Below are 22795 nucleotides of genomic sequence, written 5' to 3'. Positions count from 1 at the left end.
TCCTGAAAATCCGGCTCCTTCATGAGCAGCCGGATTCTTATATTGAGCTGCAGCTTAGAACTTTGCCGCAAATTCTTTTGCGAAATCTTCCAGTTTTGTGTTTCCATTCACTGGAGAGCCGCTCTTTTGGAAATCTTTGCTCAGTTTTCCTGTACGAAAAGCATTGCCCATTTCTGTGTATAAACCGGCAATTTCTTCTGGGATTCCGGCCTGTGTCATTCCTTGTAAAGACTGTTCATCGGTAAATTCTACCCAAGGAAGTTCGGGTTTTCCGATGGCTGCACCTAAAACTTTGGCAAAATCAGCTGGCTGGCGTACATCACTTACAATGTATTTGATGTCTTTTCCGGCGCTTGTTCTTTGCAGTTCTTCCGCTGCTGCAACTGCGATATCTGTAGGGTGAACTAATGGAGCGCTGATGTCCGCTGGATAGTTGGCTCCGATAATGCCGGCAGCTTTGATCAAAGGCACATCATTATAAAAATTAGTATAGAAGAAACCAGCACGAAGAAAAGTAACAGCCACATCATTCAGGTCCTGATATAATTGCTCAATGTGGTGCAGACCTGTAATTGGGCCTGTTCCACCTGGAAAATCGGCTCCGATACTGCTCAGCATTACTACCCGGTTTACACCTGATTCCTGAATGGCATTTGCATAAGCTTTACCAGCATTGATTGTATTGCTGATCACATTGCTTCCACCAAGGTTTGGCGGAGTCATGGCAAATACGGCATCAGCTCCGTTAAAAGCCTGTTTTAAAAAATCGGCATCGGTTACTGAACCAATCTGGGCTTTTGCACCTAGGTTTTCTATGTCTGCAGTTCTTGCTGGGTTGCTGCTGATGACGGTGATTTCGTGACCTGCAGCCACCAGGTTTTTAGTCAGTGGTTTTCCTATATTCCCTAAGGAACCTGTAATGATAATTTTCATATTGATTGTTTTAATTTCCGATAACAAAGGTATATTTGTACTTACTTTTTTACAAGTACTTACCCTATAGTATGTATCATGACTGCAATCAAGAAAACCTCAACCATACAGGAAAATAAGCAATATGCATTGGAACAATGTCCGGTCACCTATGTGATGGAAAAAATCGGTGGATATTGGAAACCGATCATCCTTTATCACCTTTCTACAGGCCCTAAGCGTTATAGTGAATTGAAACGGGCAATTCCAGCGGTAACAGAGAAAATGCTCATACAGCATTTGAAACAGCTGGAAGCAGATCAGCTGCTGATCAGGGAAGCAAAACCGGTAGTTCCTCCTTTTGTGACCTATCAGTTAACGCCTGCCGGCCAGGGTTTAGAACCTATTATTCAGGCAATGGCCGCCTGGGCGTTCAAGGATAGGGAAGGTGCTTTTAACCAGTCGGTATAAACTTATTTTTCGGAGTCCAGCTGTAGCACATTAGCGTTTAAAGGCTGTTCGACCTTTCTTTCCAACTTTTCATTATGGACGGTGACCGTGATTTCCATGGAGCCAGTTCCCACAGTCATGGCCAAAACATGTCCGCCGTAGGCTTTAAAATCTGCATCCGTAGCTACACCATGGATATGCAGGGAAGGTTTCCCTTTGGTCCATCCAATAGAACCTGTAAGGCTTCCCATTTCCACCCGCTTAAATTCCTTAGGGTTAAATTGTTTCTTATTGAAATCATAAAAACCAAAGGTAACACTGCCAGCGAAGCCCATTCCGTAGAAATTAGCAGATGGAATTTGTTCTTTTTCTGCAAGTGCTTCCATCGCTTCAAATATATGGTCGCCCGCTCTGAGTACCATCAAATATCCGGTTGGGGTTTTAACATAACGGCTGATAGATGTGGACTGTTTGTCCTGTCCGTATGATTTAGTCAATAGCAGGGTAGCTATAATTAAGAATAAGATTTTCTTCATGTTACAAAGGTATGGCAGTTGAATTCATGATTAAAATAACCTGGATGATGGGGTTTTATCATAATTGTGATAACTTTCGGGTCGAAACCTCAATACATGAACAAATACCTATTTCTACTGCTCCTGGCTGCTTTTTCTTTAACTGTAAAAGGCCAGGACAATTCTGGTCAGACAGTCGACAGTGTTAAAAACTACTTAGATAGGAGTCTTCGGATCATAGAAAAGAATGCGTTAAACAGTAGTAAAGTAAACTGGCAGGAGCTCAGGAATGAGGTCTATAAAAAGACTGCTGGGGCAAAAACTTATGAGGATATTCTTCCGGTTTACCCTTATATTTTTGAGCAGATTGACGACCATCATGGTAGTTTGAATTTTAAGAACAAAACTTATGGATGGGCAGGAAAGGATCAGCCTAAGGTAAATAATACCATAAAAGAGGCGACTAAAAAATATAAAGAGGTACGTTCGGAGCGTATAGGTGATGATATTGGCTATATTCTGATTCCAGGGAACAGTGATTTTAGGAACGAGCATCTGGACAGTATCAGCAGCAGTATTCAGCAGGCCATCGCTAAAATTCATACTAAAAAGATAAAAGGATGGATCATTGATTTACGTGTAAATACCGGTGGAAATATGTATCCTATGATTGCAGGTTTGACAGATTTCCTGGGAACAGGAAAAGTGGGTGGATTTATTACTTCGGACGGTCAGCCTGATGGCAGTTGGGTCATCAAAGAGGGCGTGTTTTATGTGGATTCTATGCAGGTATCTCCTGTTAAATATGAGGGATATCCCATTAAAAAAGACCTGCCAATAGCGATTTTAATTAGTGGTTATACCGCGAGTTCTGGTGAAATGACTGCAATTACTACCATCGGTAGAAAAAATGCGGTCCTGATTGGAGAACCTAGCGCTGGTTATACGACAACCAATCTTGGCTTTGAATTAAACAGCTATTCTGGACTTAACCTGGCGGTTGATTATGCAACAGATAGGAAAGGCAAGGTTTATCCTAAAAATATAACGCCTGATCTTATGGTAAAGGATGGCGATCATTTCGAAAAGTTGACTGAAGATAGAAAAGTGCAGGAAGCTGTTTTATGGCTTAAAAAGGTCAAGAGATAAGCTCATCCGACATTCGCATTTCTATTTTTCTGGTTTTTATACTGCCTATCTGATTAGGGCGAGGGCGTTAAGATTAACAAAAGGTTAATGTTGAGTTAAACTGAAGGGGGATTAAAGGAAGTAATTTCGCCCTTCGATGAATATTAATTTTCATCGAGATAACAAACCACCCTTAACCAGTATATGAAAAGAAGAGATTTTGTGAAAAGCACGGCTTTTACCGCATTGGGAGCCAGTTTTTTAGCGCCAATACAGGCAATAGCAGCCGATGCAGAAACCCATCTTGAAAGTGAAGATGTTGCACCTAGTGCTGCATTAAAGGATGATTACCCTTTGCATTTTGTGGCTATTGGAGATTGGGGCAGGACTGGTTATGACCATCAGATTCATGTGGCCAGGCAAATGGGAAAATGGGCTACCGAACATCCAAATGATTTTATCCTCTCTTTAGGTGACAATTTCTACCCAAAAGGAGTGGTTAGTGAACATGATCCCTTATGGCATTATTCTTTTGAAAACATCTACACTGATTTCTCGCTTCAGGAGGATTGGTTTCCCATTTTAGGAAATCACGATTACCAGAGTGATCCTGATGCTCAGGTGAGGTACAGTAAAGTGAGCAGAAGATGGAATATGCCTGCACGTTATTATTCGAAAGAAGTAGCACTGGGAAATAAGGGCGACAAAGTGCTGATGGTTTTTATTGACACTTGTCCACTGATACCAGAGTTTCACAACAACCCAAAATACGCACCTTATATAGATGATCAGCAGCCTGAGCGCCAACTGGCCTGGATTGAGGAGACGTTAAAAAATGCCGGACCTCAGGTGAAATGGAAAATGGTAATGGGGCACCATCCCATATATACTGTTGGACCAAGGATAAAAAACTACGATACACTTGCCGTGAGGAAGGTGCTTAAAGACATTTTCGAACGCAATAAAGTAGATGTTTATTTGTCGGGACATGACCATTCTTTACAGCATTTAAAGCCGGAAGGTTATACGCATCAATTCATTTCTGGTGCCGGATCTGAAGTGACACCCGTTAGCGCTGGAGTAGCCTACAGTAAATTTGAGGCTGCCGAGCCTGGTTTTATGTATTTTTCGATCGATAACAAAAGGTTAAATGCACAGATTATCCACCATACCGGAAAAGTAATGTATGAAACGACCTTAACTAAATAAGGGTCATATAGGTTATACCGCTAATACCATATTTTCTTCTTTTTTTCTCCTGTTAATACGGTATTGAATAGGGGAAACTTTCATGTTTTTCTTAAACAGCCTGGAAAAATGAAAGGGATCATCGTAGCCGATTTCCAAAGCGATGTCTTTGATTTTAGTGTCATAACCAGCAAGCACCACACAGGCATGTTGTATCCGCAAATGGATGAGGTAATCCAATGGAGACATGCTTAAATAAGCTGGAGAAATGAGAAGTGGAGAGGCTGTTTCTTGTCGCCATATCTTCTACGGTAAGCTTCAAATCCAGATTTTCTTTTAGATACAGGATGGTATCTTTAATCATGTTCTTTTCGTCCTGGATTTCTGCATTGGTATGCTGTTCCGGATATAGAAAGGTGGCTAGAAAATGGTATAGAGCGAGGTTTACATGACTTAGGTTTTCCTGGCTATAACCAAGTTCCAGGTTCCGGTACATGGATTCCCAGATTTTTATTCCTTGTTCATTCAGTAAAATTTCCCGCGCGCCATCATCCATTTTTATGTTGAACCCTTTGTTAAAGGATGTCATATTGTTTCCACTGAAATGTACCCAGTAAATGGTCCAGGGGTCCTGTTCGTCAGCGCCATAGCTTATGGGTTCTTTTGTGCTGGGGGCAATGATAAATTCATTTGGGCTTACTTCAAAGTGCTGGCCATTGAGTTTAAACCAACCTTTCCCACGGATACAATAAACCAAGATATTGTCTTCACAGCCCTCAGGTCTTTCCCGGTAATGGTAAGCAGCCTTAGGAAAGTATCCAATATAGGTGACATAAAGCTGGGCCATCAGCGGATTTTCTCTGATCGCATTTCTCCATGCACTTTCAGGAACACTGATGTATTTCTCACCCTCAAACCCATCCCTTCTTTTGATGTTGTTCATTCCGTAGTTCTATTTGGTGTGTGTCTTGCGGATCATTATTTTGAGGAGATCCATGGGATAGGCTAAATATAGTATTTTTGGATAGGAATCAGCAAATACTTCAGCGCTGTTACATGCGGTATTCCAGGAGCATTAAATGGGTGTTTTTCTTGAAGATAATGTTCGTTAAACTGGAGTAATTGATTGCTTAGCTGTAGCTTATCGGCGGATAATCCATGTGAATAGCCGGATGTCCTATTCCTATATTCGGGCCTATCGCTTAGATTTGGCTTGAAGCAAGACCAAATACTCTTTTATGAACAGAAAACTACTATTTATCACCTTTTTTATCGGTTGCTCGACTGTTGCTTTTGCACAGCAAAAATTAAAATTATGGTATGGAGAACCTGCTAAAATGTGGGAAGAAACATTGCCTTTGGGGAATGGACGATTAGGCATGACACCAGATGGTGGCGTGTTAAAGGAAAAAATTGTATTGAACGACATCACCCTGTGGTCTGGTGGGCCACAAGACGCAAATAATTATGAAGCCAATAAAAGTTTGCCGCAGATCAGAAAACTAATTCTGGAAGGTAAGAACGATGAGGCACAGGAACTGGTAAACCGGGATTTTGTATGTGTAAGTCCAGGTTCTGGCGGCGCAAAATGGGGAAAATACCAGACGCTGGGAACATTGGAACTGGACTTTGGGGCTGATCAATCCCCAAAGGGAAATCAGGAAGTAAAAGCTTACAAAAGGGAATTGGTATTGGACGATGCCATTGCGACCAGCACCTACCTGAAAAACGGCGTAACCTATAAAAAGGAGTACTTTTCTAGTTTTGATAACGATGTAAATATCATTAGAATTACGGCGAGTAAACCTGGAATGATCAATTGTCGGATTGGAATGAGCAGGCCGGAAAAGTCGGCTGTTAAAACTGAAGGTCTGGAGCTGCAAATGTCCGGACAATTGGATAATGGGAGCGACGGGAAAGGGATGCAGTATCTGGCGCGTGTAGCAGCAAGCACAAAGGGAGGAAAGCTGACTGCAAGTGCGAATTCCCTGCTGGTAAAGGATGCTACGGAACTGATCATTTTCGTTTCCGCTGCAACTGATTTTAAATGGCCGGACTTTAAAGATAAATCGAAGCAACTGCTTACTGCAGCCATGAAAAAGGACTATGGCATTCAAAAGGCCAATCACATTAGGAATTTCAGAAAACTGTATAAAAGAGTTGATATATACCTGGGGACAGGTAAATCGGCGGCACTGCCTACCAATGAAAGATTGGATCGATTCTATAAGGATTTTACTGAAGACCCTTCATTACCGGCTTTATTCTTTCAATTCGGCAGGTACCTGAGCATTAGCAGCACCAGAGTGGGCCTGTTGCCTCCAAACCTGCAAGGCTTATGGGCTAAAGAAATTAATACGCCCTGGAATGGGGATTATCACCTGGATGTAAATGTGCAGATGAACCACTGGCCGGTAGAGGTCTCTAATCTTTCTGAACTGAATTTGCCACTGGCAGATTTGGTAAAAGGACTGGTTAAACCTGGGGAACGAACTGCAAAAGCCTATTATAATGCAGAGGGCTGGATTGCCCATGTCATTACCAATGTATGGGGATTTACAGAGCCCGGTGAAAGTGCTTCATGGGGTGCTTCCAATGCAGGTTCGGGTTGGTTGTGCAACAATTTATGGGAACATTATACCTTCAGTAATGACCTGGATTACCTGAAAAGCATTTACCCTGTTTTAAAAGGCTCCGCACAATTCTATAAAAGTGCCCAGATTAAAGACCCTAAAACCGGCTGGTTAGTGACTTCACCATCGGTTTCACCGGAAAACACGTTCTATCTGCCTAATGGCAAAACAGCGAGTATTTCTATGGGGCCGACCATTGACAATCAAATCGTAAGAGAGCTTTTCAATAATGTGATTACGGCCTCTAAACTGTTAAATAAAGATGCAGACTTTAGAAAGGAATTGGAAATACAGCTGAAATCGGTACCGCCAGCAGGCATCATCAGTAAAGATGGAAGAATTCAGGAATGGCTGGAAGATTATAAAGAAACAGATCCTCAGCACCGCCATATTTCTCATTTGTATGGCTTGTATCCCGCTTCGCTGATCACACCGGCTAAGACGCCAGAATTGGCAGAAGCGGCAAAGAAAACCCTGGAAGTTAGAGGGGACGACGGACCAGGATGGACAATTGCTTATAAGCAGTTGTTTTGGGCGAGACTTTTAGACGGAAATCGTGCTTTTAAACTGCTGAAAGAGATTCTTAAACCAACTCATGCCACGAATATCAATTATGGTGCAGGTGGTGGGGTATATCCGAATATGCTTTCTGCCGGACCGCCGTTTCAGATTGATGGGAACTTTGGCGCTACCGCAGGAATTGCAGAAATGCTGCTGCAAAGCCATGATGATTTTATAGATTTATTACCGGCAATGCCAGATGCATGGAAGGCTTATGGAAATATAAAAGGGCTGAAAGCAAGAGGTAATTTCACCGTAGATATGACCTGGAAGGATGGTCAGATCAGTCATTATCGGATTGCTTCCCCTAAACCACAAAAGGTAAAAGTAAAAATCAATGGGTTGATCAAAGAAATCCTGAGTCAGCCTTTAGCTCAGCAATAACTGAGCATCAAAAAGACCCTTATAAAACCCAGAAATTTCAGCGTTTTATAAGGGTCTTTTTGGTGTTTAAGCAATAGCATCTATTTCTTATTTAATGTACTGTCTGCCCAATCATCTGTCTTGAAAGGGGAAGCTGGGAGACCGGCCTGGTTAGTTAGATTAGATTCCGGATTATTCGCCCAGGCGTAACGAACTGCTTTAGGATCTGAAACACTTGAAGAACTCACTATAATCTGATTTCCTGCAATCCGGGCATCTGCCCAATGAAATACCTGATCTGCCCCAGCAATTGAAAAGCCTTTTACTGCTGCGCCATCTTTTGTTTTTAAAGCACCATCACCAGGATTGAAATTCAGGTTAACTGCATCTTTTTCAATGGTATAGTTTTTTAATTCCGGTCCGGAGTAGGGGATTTGTTTTCCATAAGTTTTAGCCAGTGCAATTAAGGCCAATCTTCGGCCTACTTCCTGTTTATTTTTAGGGTGGATATCGGCAGAATTTCCGATGTCAATGGCCACAGCCATCCCCGTATTATTCAGTTTTAAAGCAGCTTTTTGGGCATCCCTGAGTTCTGCCCATGGAGAGGCCGCAGGATTAGGTTCCGCTTTCATAAAATCGGCAAGCTGTACAAAGTAAAAAGGGAAATCTCCAATATTCCAGGATTTTCTCCAGTCGTTGATCATTGCTGGGAAGAGTGTGCGGTATTGGTGTGCACGATCGGCATTGCTTTCTCCCTGATACCATATTGCTCCTTTAATTGCGAAATTCAAAAAAGGATGGATCATCGCATTGTACAATACTGTTGGACGATTTGGCTGATCATCACTGACAGGCATTGCTGGAACTTTCTTAAGATCCAGGCCCACTTTGTACTGCCAATCTCCAGATAAATCCATACTTTCTCCATTTGCTGCTGTAATGGACAGCTGACTTGGTTCTCCATAAATACCTCCGCCGCCACTGCCGTCAAAGACTCTGATGGAGATCGTATTTTCGTCATCCACTAAGTGATTAGCCGGGATTTTATAATTTCTGCTCAGGTTATAACCTTTTGTTTCTCCGATCTTCTTACCATTGAAATAAGTCAGGTCGTTGTCGTCAATCGTACCCAGGTGCAAGGTTAATTCCTGGCCTTTCCATGAAGCAGGTAAGGTTATTTTTTTACGGAAATAAACGGCACCATCAAAACCTGGTAATGCCGCATCTTCCCAAAGGGCGGGTAGACGCATCACTCTCCAATTGGATTCGTCAGTTTGTGCATCCAGCCAATGAGGTGCACCAGATTTATAACCTTCATCACGGTCTAACACCATCTGTTCCCATTCCTGCAATTGTTTCTCGTAATCCGCTTTGTTTTGTACTTTTTTCTGTTTTTCAATGGCCTCATCAAACTCCGGGAAAGCTTTTAGTCCGGCAGCGCTGGTCCAGGCTTCCGCAATAGTGCCACCCCAGGAAGTATGAATTAATCCGATAGGAATACCTGTTTTTTGATAGACTTCTCTGGCAAAAAAGTAAGCTGTGGAAGAGAATTCAGGGATGTTTTCGGGACTACAAACCGTCCAGCCGCCATTTGCTAAATTCAGTGATTCGAGTGGGGCGCTGCTTGCGGTGTGGTTCACTTGTAGCAGCCTGATTTTAGGATAATTTGCGCCCTTAATTTCCTGCTGGAAATTGTTGATTTTCCCCCAGCCAGCCAATGGCATTTCCATATTAGACTGACCCGAACAAATCCAGACATCACCGAGCATTACGTCTGAAAGCTGGAAAGGGCTGCCATCAGAAATGTTGATTTTATATGGGCCGCCAAAACCCGGTGTCGGAATTTTTACCATCCAGTTTCCGTTTTGATCTGCGGTGGTTTTAAACACTTTTGATCCCCAGCTGGCCTGGAGATCAACCGTTTTTCCTGGGTCTGCTTTACCCCATATGGCTACATTTGTTTTCTGCTGGATCACCATGTGGTCACTAAAAACAGGTGCTAAAGTGATTTTGGCGTTTACCTGAAAGCTAGCAGCAACCAAGGCCAGAAGGGCAGCAGTGCTAAGGTACGGGCGTTTTAATTTCATTGGAATGGTTTAGGTTATTTTGCTTGTTCAATTTTCAAAATGACACTGGTTCTACCTGAATTTACATCAGGATTAAAGCCAACCGTACTCAGGAAATCTCCGGAATACACCTGATCTGCTTTTATAGTAGAATTGGTGCCTGGATATAGGTTGATTTCGTGGATCCTGTAATTTTTTGAAGGGTCTAATCCTTTCAATAAAATAGGGGAGCTACTGTTTGCGCCATATCTATTGTTGACAAGATAATTAAAAATAACACCAGTTGTTTTATCCTCATTCACATAAAGCATGGAAGCTACATTAGCGGTTCTTGGATCCGATAAACGGTACTGATTTCCAGCCCAGATCGTGCTTTTTACATCATCATAATTTTTAATGGCTTCCTGACAAAATTTAAGGTCTTTTTCTGCCAGTTCAGACACTACGATATCAAAACCTAGCTTGCCCATCATGGCTACATCCGTACGGAATTTTATAGGCTGTTTACCCCAATCCGTCACATGATTTGCTGTGGCAATTGAAGGATAGAAGTAAGAGTATTCCCATTGCATAAAAATACGCTCCATCGCATCGGTATTGTCGCTAGGCCAGAATTCGGTGAAATATTGTAAGGCTGCATAGTCTACTCTTCCGCCGCCACCAGAGCACAGCATCATCGGTACTTTCGGATATTTGGCCCTGATTTTTTCCAGCACTTTATACAAACCTCTTACATATTCAATGTAAAAATGATCCTGGTTTTTAAGCGTAGCAGAATGCGCATTATAGATCACTGCATTACAATCCCATTTGATATACGCGAGTTCCGGGTTTTTGGTAAATAAATCATCTACCACACCGTACACAAAATCCTGAACTTTAGGGTTCGTTAAGTCCAGTACCAATTGGTTTCTGAAGTAATGTTCTGGTCTGTTGGGTTGTTTCACCACCCAATCCGGGTGTTTTTCATAAAGCTCACTTTTAGGATTTACCATTTCCGGTTCTATCCAGATGCCAAACTTTACCTGGTTTTGTCTGGCTTCTTTTAGCAGTGAGGAGATCCCGTTTGGCAGCTTCTTTTTGTTCTCCTGCCAATCTCCTAAACCAGCAACATCACCATTACGCGGGTATTTATTGGCAAACCATCCATCATCCAGTAAAAACAACTCTACACCCAATTTTTTAGTGTCCTTTAAAAGTCTGGCGAGTTTGTTTTCATTGAAATCAAAGTAAGTAGCTTCCCAGTTATTCAGCAAGGTTAAACGGCTGCCATTGCCATCCAGTAATTTGTAATCTCTGGCCCAATTGTGCAGGTTTCTGCTGGCTGCACCTTTACCTTGAGTAGATAGCGTATATAGAAATACAGGTGTTGTAAATTCTTCATTTGGTTTCAAAGTATAGGGAGAAGCGTAGTTGTTGATGCCCGAAATGATGCGCAGGTTATCCTGATAATCAACTTCCAGATCGGTACGGAAATTTCCGCTGTAAGCTAAACCTGCAAACAATACCGTGCCTTCATCTTCTGTAGCAGGCTTGTTTAAGGAAACCATAAATACCGGTGGCTGAAACAGATCTGCGCGGGTACCTAATTTAGAATCCAGGGTTTTGATGCCATGGGTAAGTTTCGATTCTTCAGGCTGCATTTCTTTGGCCCAATCTCCATGATACTGTGTTAAATAGTAGTTTCCACCTTTTAAGTAAAGGTTTGCAGAAGCGTATTTATGGAGGGTTACATTTCCTTTTTCGCCATGGCTGATCGCAGACCATTGCTCAATTACATCCTCCTTAAAGTAGATTTTATACTGTAAGGTCACCTTAAAGTTATAGATCGGATCCTTTAGAAAGATGCTCAATAAAGAGACGTTACTATTGATGTTTTTAAGCTCATGTTTTACATACTTCAGGTCTAAAGAATTGTTGCCATCTGCATGAGTAACGGTAATCGCTGGTTCTAATAAGTTTCTGGAACCGGATGGGGTATACACCGAATTGAGCACACCCGTATAATCAGGCGTTTGTTTAAACTGAGCTGACACTTTCGTGTATTCTGTTGATTTGGAGAGTTTCTTTCCAAAGTAAATCGTGCCCAGATGCTTGTTGGTATCTGTTTGTAAAACTAAGGCATTGTGCTGGGTTTCTATTGGAATGACCACCAACTGCGCCACTGATTTTGTGGAGATAAACGCAGATACAAATAGCAGGAAACAATAGGGCAGGGGCTTGGTATTTATTCGGATTTTTATCATTATTTATAGGGTTTCGTTTGTGTGTGTGTTTAATTGGTGATTTTTATTAAGGTGGCATTTTTTGGTTCCAGCGTAAATGTTGGCGTAGAAGGGATGGTTTTGTGGCTAAATAAGTCTTCCATTTTAGTGCCAGTTAAAGTCTTCCTATTGATATCTGAAGGCTTAAGGGTAAAGGTTTTTGGCTGATCCTCATAATTGAAAATCGCTACGTAGGTGTCGTTCCCCATTTGCTTGACAAACAGTTCTGAAGCTTCCGTATTGGATTGTAATGGTCTGAAAGATTTGCCATCTTTTAGAACGGATAATACTTCCTGGTTTTGGAACAATTCCGCTGCTCTTTCTTTCCATTGGCCTTCCACTGAAAAATCATCCCCAACAAGCAAAGTGCCGGTTACAATTGCAGATAAGGTTCTGGCTTTATTGGCACCGACGGTCTCGTCTCCGAGCACCACATGATCTGCATCTACATAATCATACAGATGGGTTTGCCACCAGCCATAAGTTACACTGTTCAATGTGTATTTGGTATCTTTAATCGATTGAAAAGCATCACATGCGATCCTTCTCACATGCACATAAGGGCTGGAGGCCATACTTGGAGAAATCGCTGCATAAATCAGCATTTTATTGTCCAATTGTTTGGTCAGGAAAGTCATGCCTGCTTTGTAAGCCTGCATCCCTGTTTTGATTTTAGGGTCATAGAAATGATCAGATTCTACTGCGGCATGACCAAGGAAATCAATCTTAATCATTTCGTATCCGCATTCTTTTAATTTACCGATCACCAAAGCAATTCTTTGCTGTGTTCCAGGATGGGTAGGGTCTAAAGCTCTTGCCCCATCAAAATCATGGTAGCCGCTGCCAATTTTTGTCCAGAGTTCCTGATATTTATAGTTGCCACCTTCCGCTCTTCTGTCTCCGCCGGAAGCAAATCCCCAGTCGGTGAATGGTGCCCAGTAAATTCCAGGTTTTAGACCTTTACTTTTCACGTAATCTGCAAATTCTTTTAGCTTTGAATAGTCTCCTTCCAGGCCACCTTTAAGCAGGTTGTCCCAATAAGAATCCAGGTCTACAAATAGCGTACCTTCACTTCTAAAAGTCTTTAGGCTGTCTGCAAAATAATCGGTCACCTTTACTATTTTATCAAATGATAATTTGGTTTGCATGGCGCCCCAGCTGTTCCAGCCAAGCGGCGTAGGCTGATCCCATTTAAAGATGATGGATGGGTTGGCAATTCTACTTGCAACTGCATATTTTTCCATGCCTGATCTCCAGTCTTCAAATGCAGCATAAAAGATCATTGGAGAGCGTACAACAGCACCAGTGAGGCTGCCATGAGGAAGCACATCTCTGGTGATGTCTCTATTGCTAAATCCAACCAGGACCTTTAGGTAAGCACTTCCGTTTTCGTCAATTCCCGTGCTGACGCCGGTTTTCCAGTCGGTATGGTTGATCGATCCGGCAATGACTCCATTGCGTAGTTTTGTGTCATATATTACTCCTGCTTCTGCGCTCAGCTGCTGTTCGTTTTTAAGTAGAGCTTTGGAATTGTAGCTGATAAAAGTATCATTGTCGAATGGAATAAATACACTTCTGATTTCTTCCATTCTTTTCAAAGCAGGAATGGTTCCCTGAATAGGCACCAGCTCATTCGTACTGATATTTGTTCCGGAAAGTTCCATCTGACAGAAGTAATAAGGCAGCTGGTCATAAGTATAAAAGAACAGTTTCATATTGGGCATTCCCGTTCCCGTAAAGGTGATGGTGTGCTTGATGCCTTTTCCAAATTGATCTGAGATAGGGCTGCTGGAATACAGCCTTTGAGTATAATCTTTGGAATTGTAAGTTTGATTCTTCTCTTTGAAAGTCGAGAAACCATCTTTTAAGATCTCCGCATCCTGCTGGTAGGCGCTAAATGTGCCAGACTTCAGGTCGTAAATGATCTTTCCAGACTTGCCAAATTTAAAGGTGATGGCTTGTGCATGGTTTATAAAAAAGACCAGCAGGAATAAACAGGAAAACAGCTTAGTTTTAATCATGTTATCTTGAGTTTTAGGGGCGTTGATATTTAGATTTATTTTATGACAGTTGATTTTACCTCTTTGAAGCTACCATTTACTTTCAGCCTGACACTTTTTGCGGTGCTGGAAGCAATGCGATAATTGGTTACTTTACCATCTTTCCAGCTGAAATCTATGCTGAAATCGCCTCTGGTTTTAAGCCCTTTTACCTGACCTTCTTTTTTCCATGCCTCTGGTAGAGCAGGCAATAAATCGATGAAACCTTCCTGACTTTGAACCAGCATTTCGGCTACACCTGCGGTGTAACCCAGGTTACCATCAATTTGAAAAGGAGGGTGTGCACAGAGTAAGTTCGCATATACCCCACCACCTTCGTTATAATCTATTCCACCTCCTCCGGCAAGGGTAATGAAGTTTCTAAGGATTTTGTAAGCATGGTTGCCATCGTGTAATCTTGCCCAGAAGTTCATTTTCCAGGCCATAGACCAGCCTGTAGATTCGTCTCCTCTGGCAGTTAAACTTACTTTTGCCGCGTTGGCCAATTCAGGGGTATTGTTGACACTGATTTGTCTTCCTGGGTGCAGTGCAAATAAATGAGAAGCATGTCTGTGCTGATCTGCTGGATCATCTTTATCGTCTTTCCATTCCTGTAATTGTCCCCATTTGCCGATTTTCGGTTTTAAGAGGTGTTCACGTAAGGAAGCAATGTGGGTACGGTATTCTTTGTCAATATTTAAGGCATCTGCTGCCTCGATATAATTGGTAAACAAGTCATATACAATCTGCTGATCGTAACTTACACCATCTTCCTTTGGTCCATGTTCTGGCGACCAGCCATTTGGCGCTACAATTGTGCCGTCTGGTAAACGTTTTAAGTAGTCGTCCCAGAACTCAGAAACCTCTTTTAAAATAGGGTAGGCGAAGGTACGTAGGTAGGATTTGTCCTGATTAAAAGCATAGTGATCCCAAAGTGCCTGTGCATACCAGGCACTGCCCGGGGTGTTCCATAAGAAACTTTCTCCACCAAATATGTTGTTTTCAGTTTTCACCGTCCAGCCTCTCAGTCCTGGATATTCGGCTTTTGTGTTTTCTTTTTTAACTGCTCTCATGCTATTGATATAGTCGAGATAAGGAATGTTACATTCGGCAAGGTTGGTAGGTTCTGCCAGCCAGTAATTCATCTGTAAATTGATGTTTGAATGGTAATCTGAACGCCATGGCGGATTATTGCTGTTGTTCCATAATCCTTGTAAATTAGCTGGTAAACCGCCTTTTCTGGAGGAGCTGATCAATAAATAACGTCCATATTGAAACAGCAAGGTTTCCAATCCAAGGTCTTCCGCTTTTTTGTAATTGACCACTCTCTGTACTGTTGGAATGTCATTTTTTGAAGCCTGCTGACCAATTTTTAGCGTCATTCTGTTAAACAGATCCTGGTAATCTTTGAGGTGATTGTTTCTCAGTGTTTCATAGTTTTTCAGAGCTGCTGCATTCAGATTGCGTTTTACCACTTGTTCAGGTGCTTCACCTTTCCATTTTTTAGCCCTTTGGTTGAGGTAATCTGTCGCTCCGGAAAGGTGTATTGTAAAACCATTGGCCTGATTGATATGAAGCTGACTATTTCCTTCTGCATCCTGATCTATACGAAGCGTGCCGCCATCTTGTTTAACTTCCAGGATGGCCATGTACTGCTGTCCATTTTCCAATTTCCCGGAAATCGCCAATTGATTGCCGCCGATTCCAGTTGTTTTGGTTGGGCGGGTATCTTTTAATTTAATTGTCACTGAATAACCAGCTTTAGTATTGGCGCTGTAATTTAACACCATCACCTGATCTGGATAGCTGGAAAAATAAGCCCTTTGGTAATTGGCATTGTTATAATTATAGCTGACCTGATGGATGGCATCATTTAAATTCAACGCTCTTTTATAATCCTTTACTTTTCCAGGATCAACATTTTTAAAGTCGATAAAGATGTCTCCTAAAGCCTGATAAGCACCTGTTTCTTTTTCATCGCCGGTCCACAAACTACTTTCATTGAATTGAATGTGTTCTTGTTCAATCCCTCCAAATATCATGGCGCCGAGTTTTCCGTTTCCAATAGGATAAGCCTGGGTCATCCAGTCTTTAGCAGGCTGATCATCCCAGATCCGCAGTGGATCTGAGACGAGGGTAGCTTTTTTTTGTCCCAGTGCAAAACAGGGCAGTAATATGGCCAGGAATAATCCTTTAGCAATCTTTTTTCTGATGTCCATTTTGATAAAATTAAACTATTCTTCTATTTATAATTGGGATTTTGAATCAATATTCCTGAGCTCTTATCAATTTCAGTCTGAGGAAGTGGCCACCTGTAAAACTTATCATCGAAATGGTAAGAAACCGGGCTGTCTTTTACCTTATTGAGCACATCGCCAGCAATGTGCCATCTAATTAAATCGTAGTGTCTTAATCCTTCAAAAGCAAGTTCAATACGGCGTTCATGGCGGATTCTTTCTCTCATCTCTCCTTGATTGTAACCAGCTGGATAAGCAGGCATTCCCACACGTGCTCTCAGTTCTTTCATGGTGTCATAAACAGATTGATCCGGTCCGGCGATTTCGTTTTGCGCTTCTGCGTACATCAGCATCACCTCTGCCAGGCGCAAAACAATAGCGTCCTGCTGACTTAGTGAAGAGAATCCAAAAGGAAGATTTGCCGGGTCAAGGAATTTCATCACGCCATAGCCTGTGGGACGAGGATTTGATGGGATATGGGTTTTTCCATTTCCAAAATCTACGAAATCTTTAAAGACCGTTTTCTTTAGCCTTGGGTCACGGTTGGTAAAAGGATTGTCTGCATTGGTAAGGGGAGAAGTACCATAGGGCAATCCATCGATATATTCATAGTCTTTTACCAAATTCGGCAGTGGCGATACGGCTACCCAATCTCCCAGATACAAATCCCATGGAGCGGTATTATTTGGCGCTAAAAAGTTCACAGAAAAGATGACCTCCGTATTGTTCTTTTGTGTGGCATCTCTAAAGATATCTTCATAATTCGCGCTCAGTTTATACTGCGAGATGACCTCTTTACTCAGATCTATGACTGTCGCTAATTTGACAGGGTCTGGTGTGCCATTATTGCCATAAGCGGCAAACAATAATACCCTTGCTTTTAAGGCTTTTGCAGACGAAGAAGCGGCATGACCTCCATTGGAATAGTAAGGGCCGGTTTTTAGATTTGTAATGCTGTAATCCAGATCGGTCAGGATTTGTGACAGGATTTGTTCAGCAGCTACTTTGGGTTGTTTTTGATCTTCCAGTTCCAGGGGTGCTAAAACCAGTGGAACTTCTCCATAAATGGTGTACAAATGATAATATAGATATGCGCGAATGAAACGCACTTCTGCCTGGAAAGCGGTTCTATCGGTAATGCTCATGTCTGAGCCTGCATATTGATCCAGATTTTTAAGGAAAATATTCACTCTGGCGATGCCACGATAAGCATTGTTATAAATGCCGGTTTCATAGCCGCCAGTGGTGGTATTTAAATTACCCTGAACGATATCGTTCACGCTTCCTGAATTGAATTGGCCATAGCCGTTATCAGTCAGACAATCTCTGAATCCCATGCCATAGGAGAATTCCTCGGTTTGCATGGAGGCATATACTGCGGCAAGACTTTTATCAAAGTCGCCTTTTGATTTATAGAAAATTCCAGTGGAGATCTGATCCAATGGATTCAGGTCTAAAGTATCCTTACATCCGCTAAATGCTAATGATGTAAGTAGTAAAGTGGATATTATTATACGCGATTTCATAAGCCGGATTAAAAAGTAACATTAACACCAAAAGAATATATTTTATTTTGCGGGTACTGGATCAGGTCGCCGTTTCCGGAACGTTCCGGATCAAGCCCTTTAAACTTGGTTGAGGTAAACACATTGTCTCCAGAGAAGTATACCCTTAAACGTTCAATACCAGCGTTTTTAGTGAGTGTAGCGGGAAGTGTATAACCCAATACTATATTTTTCAGCCTCAGATAAGACGCATCCTGTAAGAAGTAGCTGGAATTTCTAGAGAACTTTTGTGGTGCACTCCATCCCCAGTAAATATTCGGCATGGTTGCAGAAGGGTTTTCTGGTGTCCAGCGATCTAACCAGTCTTTTGTAGGAGGGGAGCCCTGTACGAATGGCGTCACGCCCCATCCGGTCACATAAGCTTTAACACTTGCTACGCCCTGGAATCTGGCAGAAAAATCAAAACCTTTAAACTCTGCACCTAAATTAAAGGAGTAGTTCAGTTTCGGATAAGCGCCACCAATAATTGTTCTGTCATTGGCATCGATTTTTCCATCTCCATTTACATCTCTGTATTTTAAATCTCCAGGCATGGTGGTGTCAAAGAATTGTTTAGGGGAGTTGGCCACTTCTTCTGCAGATTGAAAGATGCCGATGACATCCAGCATGTAATAAGTGCCAATTGGCAGTCCATTTTTATTGGTGGTATAATCATAAATATCCTGCTCACCATATTTTACGATCTTGTTTTTAAACCTGTCCAGGTTTAGGCCAAAATTATAGCTCAGACCAGTTAGCGCGCCGCTTTTAACGACGTTGCTATAGCCAAGTCCTAGCTCCATTCCGGTGTTGTCTACAATTCCGTCATTGATGATCGGGGCACCCAGACCTACAATTGCAGTGATCTGTGATTTTCTTAAAATATCAGAAGTTCGTTTTTTGTACCAGTCAAATGTTAAGCTGAAATTCTCGAAAAGAGTTAGGTCAATACCTATATCTGTCATGGTGGTGGTTTCCCATTTAATCAGTGGATTGTTTAAGTTCTGCTGTGCAACCCCTGTGATCAAATTAGAGTTGTCAAAAGAGTAGTTGCCGGTTAAATCTAATAAAGCCTGGTAAGGATAATTGATGCCATAACCATCTACTACGATGTTTTGATTACCCAATTGCCCCCAGGAACCCCTTACTTTAAAGTTGTTCAGCCAGCTCAGTTCCATTGCTTTTACGAAAGGCTCTTCTGTAGCACGCCATCCGACTGAGAAGGACGGAAATGCACCCCATTTGTTCTTGCCTGAAAACTTAGAACTTCCGTCATATCTTAAATTGGCTTCTAATAAGTAGCGGCTTTTGTAATCGTAATTTAATCTACCAAAGTACGACATCAGTGCCCATTCATTAGCGGTACCACTTGCCCTTTGAAGGTCCTGTCCACCGGCATTTAATTCCAGTAATTTCTCATCTGGGAAGTTCTGGCGATAGCCCTGCAGGTAGCTGTATTTACTTTGCTCCATGCTGTAACCCGCTTGCGCTTTTATCGTATGACCGTTAAAATTATGGTTGTAGTTTAAGTAACTATATAAGTTGGAATATACCGTTTGTTGATCCTGTATGGTTAATCCGCGACCTAAATCCAATGTGGTTCCCAATACTCCGGAACGGTAATAATACTCATCAATGGTAGACTTATAATCTTTGTATTTGTCCATATTGATATTGATTGCACCTTTAGTATACCAGGATAAATCTTTGGTAATGGAGATATCCACCCATCCTTGGGCATTTACGGCGTAATCGGTGGTATTGTGGGTAAATTTCTTATCTAAAACTGCAACGGCATTTTTGTTATTGTATTCAAAGTCGTAAGCTTTATAAGTATATCGGCCACTGCCATCTGGTAAGAAAGGACCGTAAGTTGGTGCCTGAGACATTGCTGAAAGGAAAAGATCTTTGGAGCCGCCGGGAATAGATTCTGTTTCACCTGATTTCAAGAGCACATTTGTACCGAACTTGATACGGTCATTTATTTTGGAAGTTAAGTTGATCCTTGCATTGTATCTTTTATAGTTGAAACCTTTCATCAGTCCATTTTGGTTCACATAACCTAAAGACACATTGTAAGTTGTTTTTTCATTACCGCCGTTGAAACTCAGGTTGTGGTTCTGAGTAGGAGCGGTCTTGAAAATCAGACTTAACCAATCGGTGTTTGGATACAAATTCCGGTCAGTACTGTTTCTATAAAGATCAATCTGATCCTGAGGATACAGACCGTAAGTTTTGTTTGGATCATTCGGGTCATTGAGACCCGAATTGATACGTGCCTCATTGTACAATTCCATGTATTGTGCGGAATTGGTAATCAGGTCGAACATTTTTGTAGGTTTATACAGCCCTACATTTCCATCATACTGCACCTTCATGCTGCCTGCTTTACCTTGCTTAGTGGTCACTAGAATTACGCCATTTGCCGCTCTTGAACCATAAATAGAAGCAGATGCAGCATCTTTAAGTACAGATACGTTGTCGATATCAGTAGGATTCACATCATTAAAACTTCCCGGTACCCCATCAATTAAAACCAGTGGATCTGATCCTGCACCACTGAATGTCCCATTTCCCCTGATGCGGATGGAAACACCTTCATTGCCAGGTTCTCCTGAACCTTGATTCACTTGAACACCAGGCATGGTTCCCTGCAGCATTGCTGCCGCATTAACTACTGGTCGTTTCGTTAGCTCATCGCCGCTCACTGTAGCGACAGAACCCGTCAGGTTCACCTTTTTCTGCGTACCATAACCCACCACGACTACCTCATTTAGCTTGGAAGATTGTTCTTTCAGCACTACATTGATATTGGTTTTTCCTGCTACCGGAAGTTCTTGAGGAACATAACCCAGGAAGCTATACACCAATATTGCTTTTTCATCAGCCACTTCAATTTTATAACGGCCATTGGCATCTGTTTGCGTCCCCACGTTAAAGCCGGCAACTTTTATGCTGACTCCTGGGATGGCTAATCCATTTTCATCTTTTACAATACCGGTAATTTCGATGGCCAGTTTTATTTTACTTTGAACAGCAGGAGGGATTGAAACTGGTACTGCAGCAGTGACCTGCTGTACGGAAATCAAACATAAGAAACCGATGACTTTCATCGTCTGCCAAGGTTTTGACTTCATGCTTGTACCAGGCTGATTACTGCCTTTGTATACAATTGGTTGTTTATTCATTGGATATTTGGTTAAAAAAAAGCACATAATTATCCCATGCGGGATGAATTCCAGCACTTTTAGTGGTTGTTGATTTTGTAATTGCTTATAGTAGATCGCAAATGATGCAATAGGAATCAGGCTTTAATTAACCGGAAAATAGAATGAAATTATAAAAATCAGCAATGCGGTGATTTCTGTGCTTAGGAGAAGATTGGTTCATCATTTTATATTTGGTTTGGTGGTATAGGCTCGTTGGTGTAATTCCGCTATTCTGTACTACACTATACTATTGCAATAATATAAAACTCCTTTAATATTTGCAAGTATTATTATGTACTTGTTACTTAAGCCAGTGTCTGGAGGGGAGTGTCAGGATTAGGAAGGGAAACACTGGGAATTAAAATCCACTAGACATATTTCTAAAAGCAGGTTTAGCTGCTCTCCACAATATTTTAGGGCGTGAAAAGGAGATGGAATGAATAAAGACTGAAAACCAAATGATGATTCTTTAAAGGGAGTTTCTTCTGATTAAATAGGTCTCCATGGTATGTTTTATGGGTTCCAATGTTAACACAAAATTGGCCGCGATTTTACCCATACTGGCAAAATCAATAGAAAACGTAGTGATGCCGTCAAATATGATTTCTTTAATATCGTCATCATTATGGGAGAGGATCCCAATATCTTTTCCAGGAACTAATGCATTGAGTTTTGCATCTTTCAATATTTCCCAAAGTTCTAAATTGTGAATGGTGAAGTATACTTTTCCAGCCTCAATACTGTTCTTCTTATACTTGTTTTTGATTTTTCCAGGGATGTTGTAGTCTTTTATAAATCGTTTAAAAGAGCGGTACACATCATCTGGTTCTGCTGAGGATGGCTTAAAGAAAAAGACAAATTCCGAAAACTCTTTGATTCTTGGTGCGAGTTCTACAAAGGCTTTATAGGATGATTTTTCAAATTCCTGAACCACATACGAATGATCTTTGCTGAGTTTTAAATACCGGTCTACCAGCAGTAATTTGTTGATGGGTAAATCATCTAGAATACATTTCGCTGCCGGTGTCTGAATAGGCGCAATCACGTACATGCCATACTTTCCTTTATTGCTGTTGATGATCGCTTCGAATACGCTAAAATTGTTATGGTGGAAAAAGACATCTATATGTACATGAGCACCCAATTCATTTTTGAAACTCTGATAAAAGGTTTCCTGAAAAGTGTCAAAAGCATACAGCAGCAGGAAAACTTTTAACTGCTGATCGGTATCGGTATTGTTTACAAAATAGCCACGTCTGTTTCTGGATTCAATGAGGCCTCTGTTGATCAGTTCTTTGTAGGCCTTAACTACGGTTTCTTTCGCAAAACCGAGTTCAGCACTCATTTGATTCACAGATGGTAATTTAGCTCCGGCTAAAAGCGCTTTCTGCTTGATCGCATTAATTACGCCGTTTATAATTTGTTCGTGTTTGGAAAGGGTGTTGACAACAAGTAAAGACCTTAGTTCCTCGAAAAGTTTTTGCTCATTGACGCCATTCATATTCAGTTAAAGTCTTTTTTGGTCATTAAAATTTGCCTCGAATATAGGTATTCGCTTAAAAGTAAATGCAAAATCTTCTTTCTAATTTCGGGTATTTATTTCTCCAATATAAAACAAATGTTTTAGAATTACCACAACAGAAATAGGAGTGCCCTCAGTTAAAGGATTTTTTATACGATTAGGAG

15 protein-coding genes are annotated in these 22795 nt (G+C 41.5%); 4 read left to right on the top strand and 11 right to left on the bottom strand.

All coding sequences use genetic code 11. From position 1 onward, the window contains the following. Window positions 1–54 precede the first annotated feature (54 nt). On the bottom strand, window positions 55–933 hold the full coding sequence (locus AQ505_RS15525; RefSeq protein WP_062549017.1) for an NAD(P)H-binding protein: 879 nt from the start codon (window positions 931–933) through the stop codon (window positions 55–57). Between the two features lie 78 nt (window positions 934–1011). Here AQ505_RS15525 and AQ505_RS15520 point away from each other — a divergent pair, with 78 nt between their 5' ends. After that, window positions 1012–1383 carry a winged helix-turn-helix transcriptional regulator gene (locus tag AQ505_RS15520; protein ID WP_062549016.1) on the top strand — a complete coding sequence of 124 codons (372 nt, stop codon included), beginning with the start codon at window positions 1012–1014 and terminating at the stop codon, window positions 1381–1383. 2 nt (window positions 1384–1385) lie between these two features. Here the strand turns inward: AQ505_RS15520 and AQ505_RS15515 are convergent, their stop codons facing one another. Further along, complete coding sequence (locus tag AQ505_RS15515) at window positions 1386–1898, bottom strand: PPC domain-containing DNA-binding protein (RefSeq protein WP_062549015.1); 513 nt, start codon at window positions 1896–1898, stop codon at window positions 1386–1388. 96 nt (window positions 1899–1994) lie between these two features. Between AQ505_RS15515 and AQ505_RS15510 the strand changes: the two genes are divergently transcribed. Together AQ505_RS15510 and AQ505_RS15505 are read left to right on the top strand one after the other, a co-directional pair. Beyond that, window positions 1995–3026: a S41 family peptidase gene (locus AQ505_RS15510; protein ID WP_062549014.1), complete on the top strand. Its 1032-nt coding sequence runs from the start codon at window positions 1995–1997 to the stop codon at window positions 3024–3026. Between the two features lie 183 nt (window positions 3027–3209). Next, window positions 3210–4214, top strand: coding sequence for a metallophosphoesterase (locus AQ505_RS15505; protein WP_062549013.1), 1005 nt, complete (start codon window positions 3210–3212; stop codon window positions 4212–4214). A gap of 12 nt (window positions 4215–4226) precedes the next feature. Here AQ505_RS15505 and AQ505_RS26950 read toward each other — a convergent pair whose 3' ends face one another. Further along, window positions 4227–4442, bottom strand: coding sequence for a helix-turn-helix transcriptional regulator (locus tag AQ505_RS26950; RefSeq protein ID WP_231634894.1), 216 nt, complete (start codon window positions 4440–4442; stop codon window positions 4227–4229). Then, entirely contained in the window at window positions 4375–5136 is a 762-nt protein-coding gene (locus AQ505_RS15500; RefSeq protein ID WP_231634893.1) for an AraC family ligand binding domain-containing protein, read from the bottom strand. The genes AQ505_RS26950 and AQ505_RS15500 overlap by 68 nt, the downstream gene beginning before the upstream one ends. A gap of 295 nt (window positions 5137–5431) precedes the next feature. Between AQ505_RS15500 and AQ505_RS15495 the strand changes: the two genes are divergently transcribed. Then, the gene (locus tag AQ505_RS15495; protein ID WP_062549012.1) at window positions 5432–7771 is read left to right on the top strand and encodes a glycoside hydrolase family 95 protein; all 2340 of its coding nucleotides are present in this window, start codon (window positions 5432–5434) and stop codon (window positions 7769–7771) included. Between the two features lie 80 nt (window positions 7772–7851). Here AQ505_RS15495 and AQ505_RS15490 read toward each other — a convergent pair whose 3' ends face one another. The 7 genes from AQ505_RS15490 to AQ505_RS15460 form a co-directional block, all read right to left on the bottom strand. Further along, a complete protein-coding gene (locus AQ505_RS15490) occupies window positions 7852–9837 on the bottom strand; it encodes a sialate O-acetylesterase (protein WP_062549011.1) in 1986 nt (661 codons plus the stop codon). 14 nt (window positions 9838–9851) lie between these two features. Next, window positions 9852–12062 carry an alpha-galactosidase gene (locus AQ505_RS15485; RefSeq protein ID WP_062549010.1) on the bottom strand — a complete coding sequence of 737 codons (2211 nt, stop codon included), beginning with the start codon at window positions 12060–12062 and terminating at the stop codon, window positions 9852–9854. Between the two features lie 29 nt (window positions 12063–12091). Further along, entirely contained in the window at window positions 12092–14101 is a 2010-nt protein-coding gene (locus AQ505_RS15480; RefSeq protein WP_062549009.1) for a hypothetical protein, read from the bottom strand. 35 nt (window positions 14102–14136) lie between these two features. Beyond that, entirely contained in the window at window positions 14137–16338 is a 2202-nt protein-coding gene (locus AQ505_RS15475; protein ID WP_062549008.1) for a glycoside hydrolase family 95 protein, read from the bottom strand. A gap of 23 nt (window positions 16339–16361) precedes the next feature. Beyond that, window positions 16362–17882 (bottom strand): RagB/SusD family nutrient uptake outer membrane protein, encoded by a 1521-nt coding sequence (locus AQ505_RS15470; protein WP_062549007.1) that lies wholly within the window; start codon window positions 17880–17882, stop codon window positions 16362–16364. An 8-nt stretch (window positions 17883–17890) separates the two neighbouring features. After that, window positions 17891–21088: a SusC/RagA family TonB-linked outer membrane protein gene (locus AQ505_RS15465; RefSeq protein ID WP_082461565.1), complete on the bottom strand. Its 3198-nt coding sequence runs from the start codon at window positions 21086–21088 to the stop codon at window positions 17891–17893. 490 nt (window positions 21089–21578) lie between these two features. Next, on the bottom strand, window positions 21579–22610 hold the full coding sequence (locus AQ505_RS15460) for a GntR family transcriptional regulator (protein ID WP_062549006.1): 1032 nt from the start codon (window positions 22608–22610) through the stop codon (window positions 21579–21581). Window positions 22611–22795: the final 185 nt, after the last annotated feature.

The organism is Pedobacter sp. PACM 27299, from assembly GCF_001412655.1.
In the GTDB taxonomy this organism is placed as follows: domain Bacteria; phylum Bacteroidota; class Bacteroidia; order Sphingobacteriales; family Sphingobacteriaceae; genus Pedobacter.
Note: the sequence above shows the minus strand (reverse complement) of the source record. Positions and strands in the feature narration are given on the sequence as shown.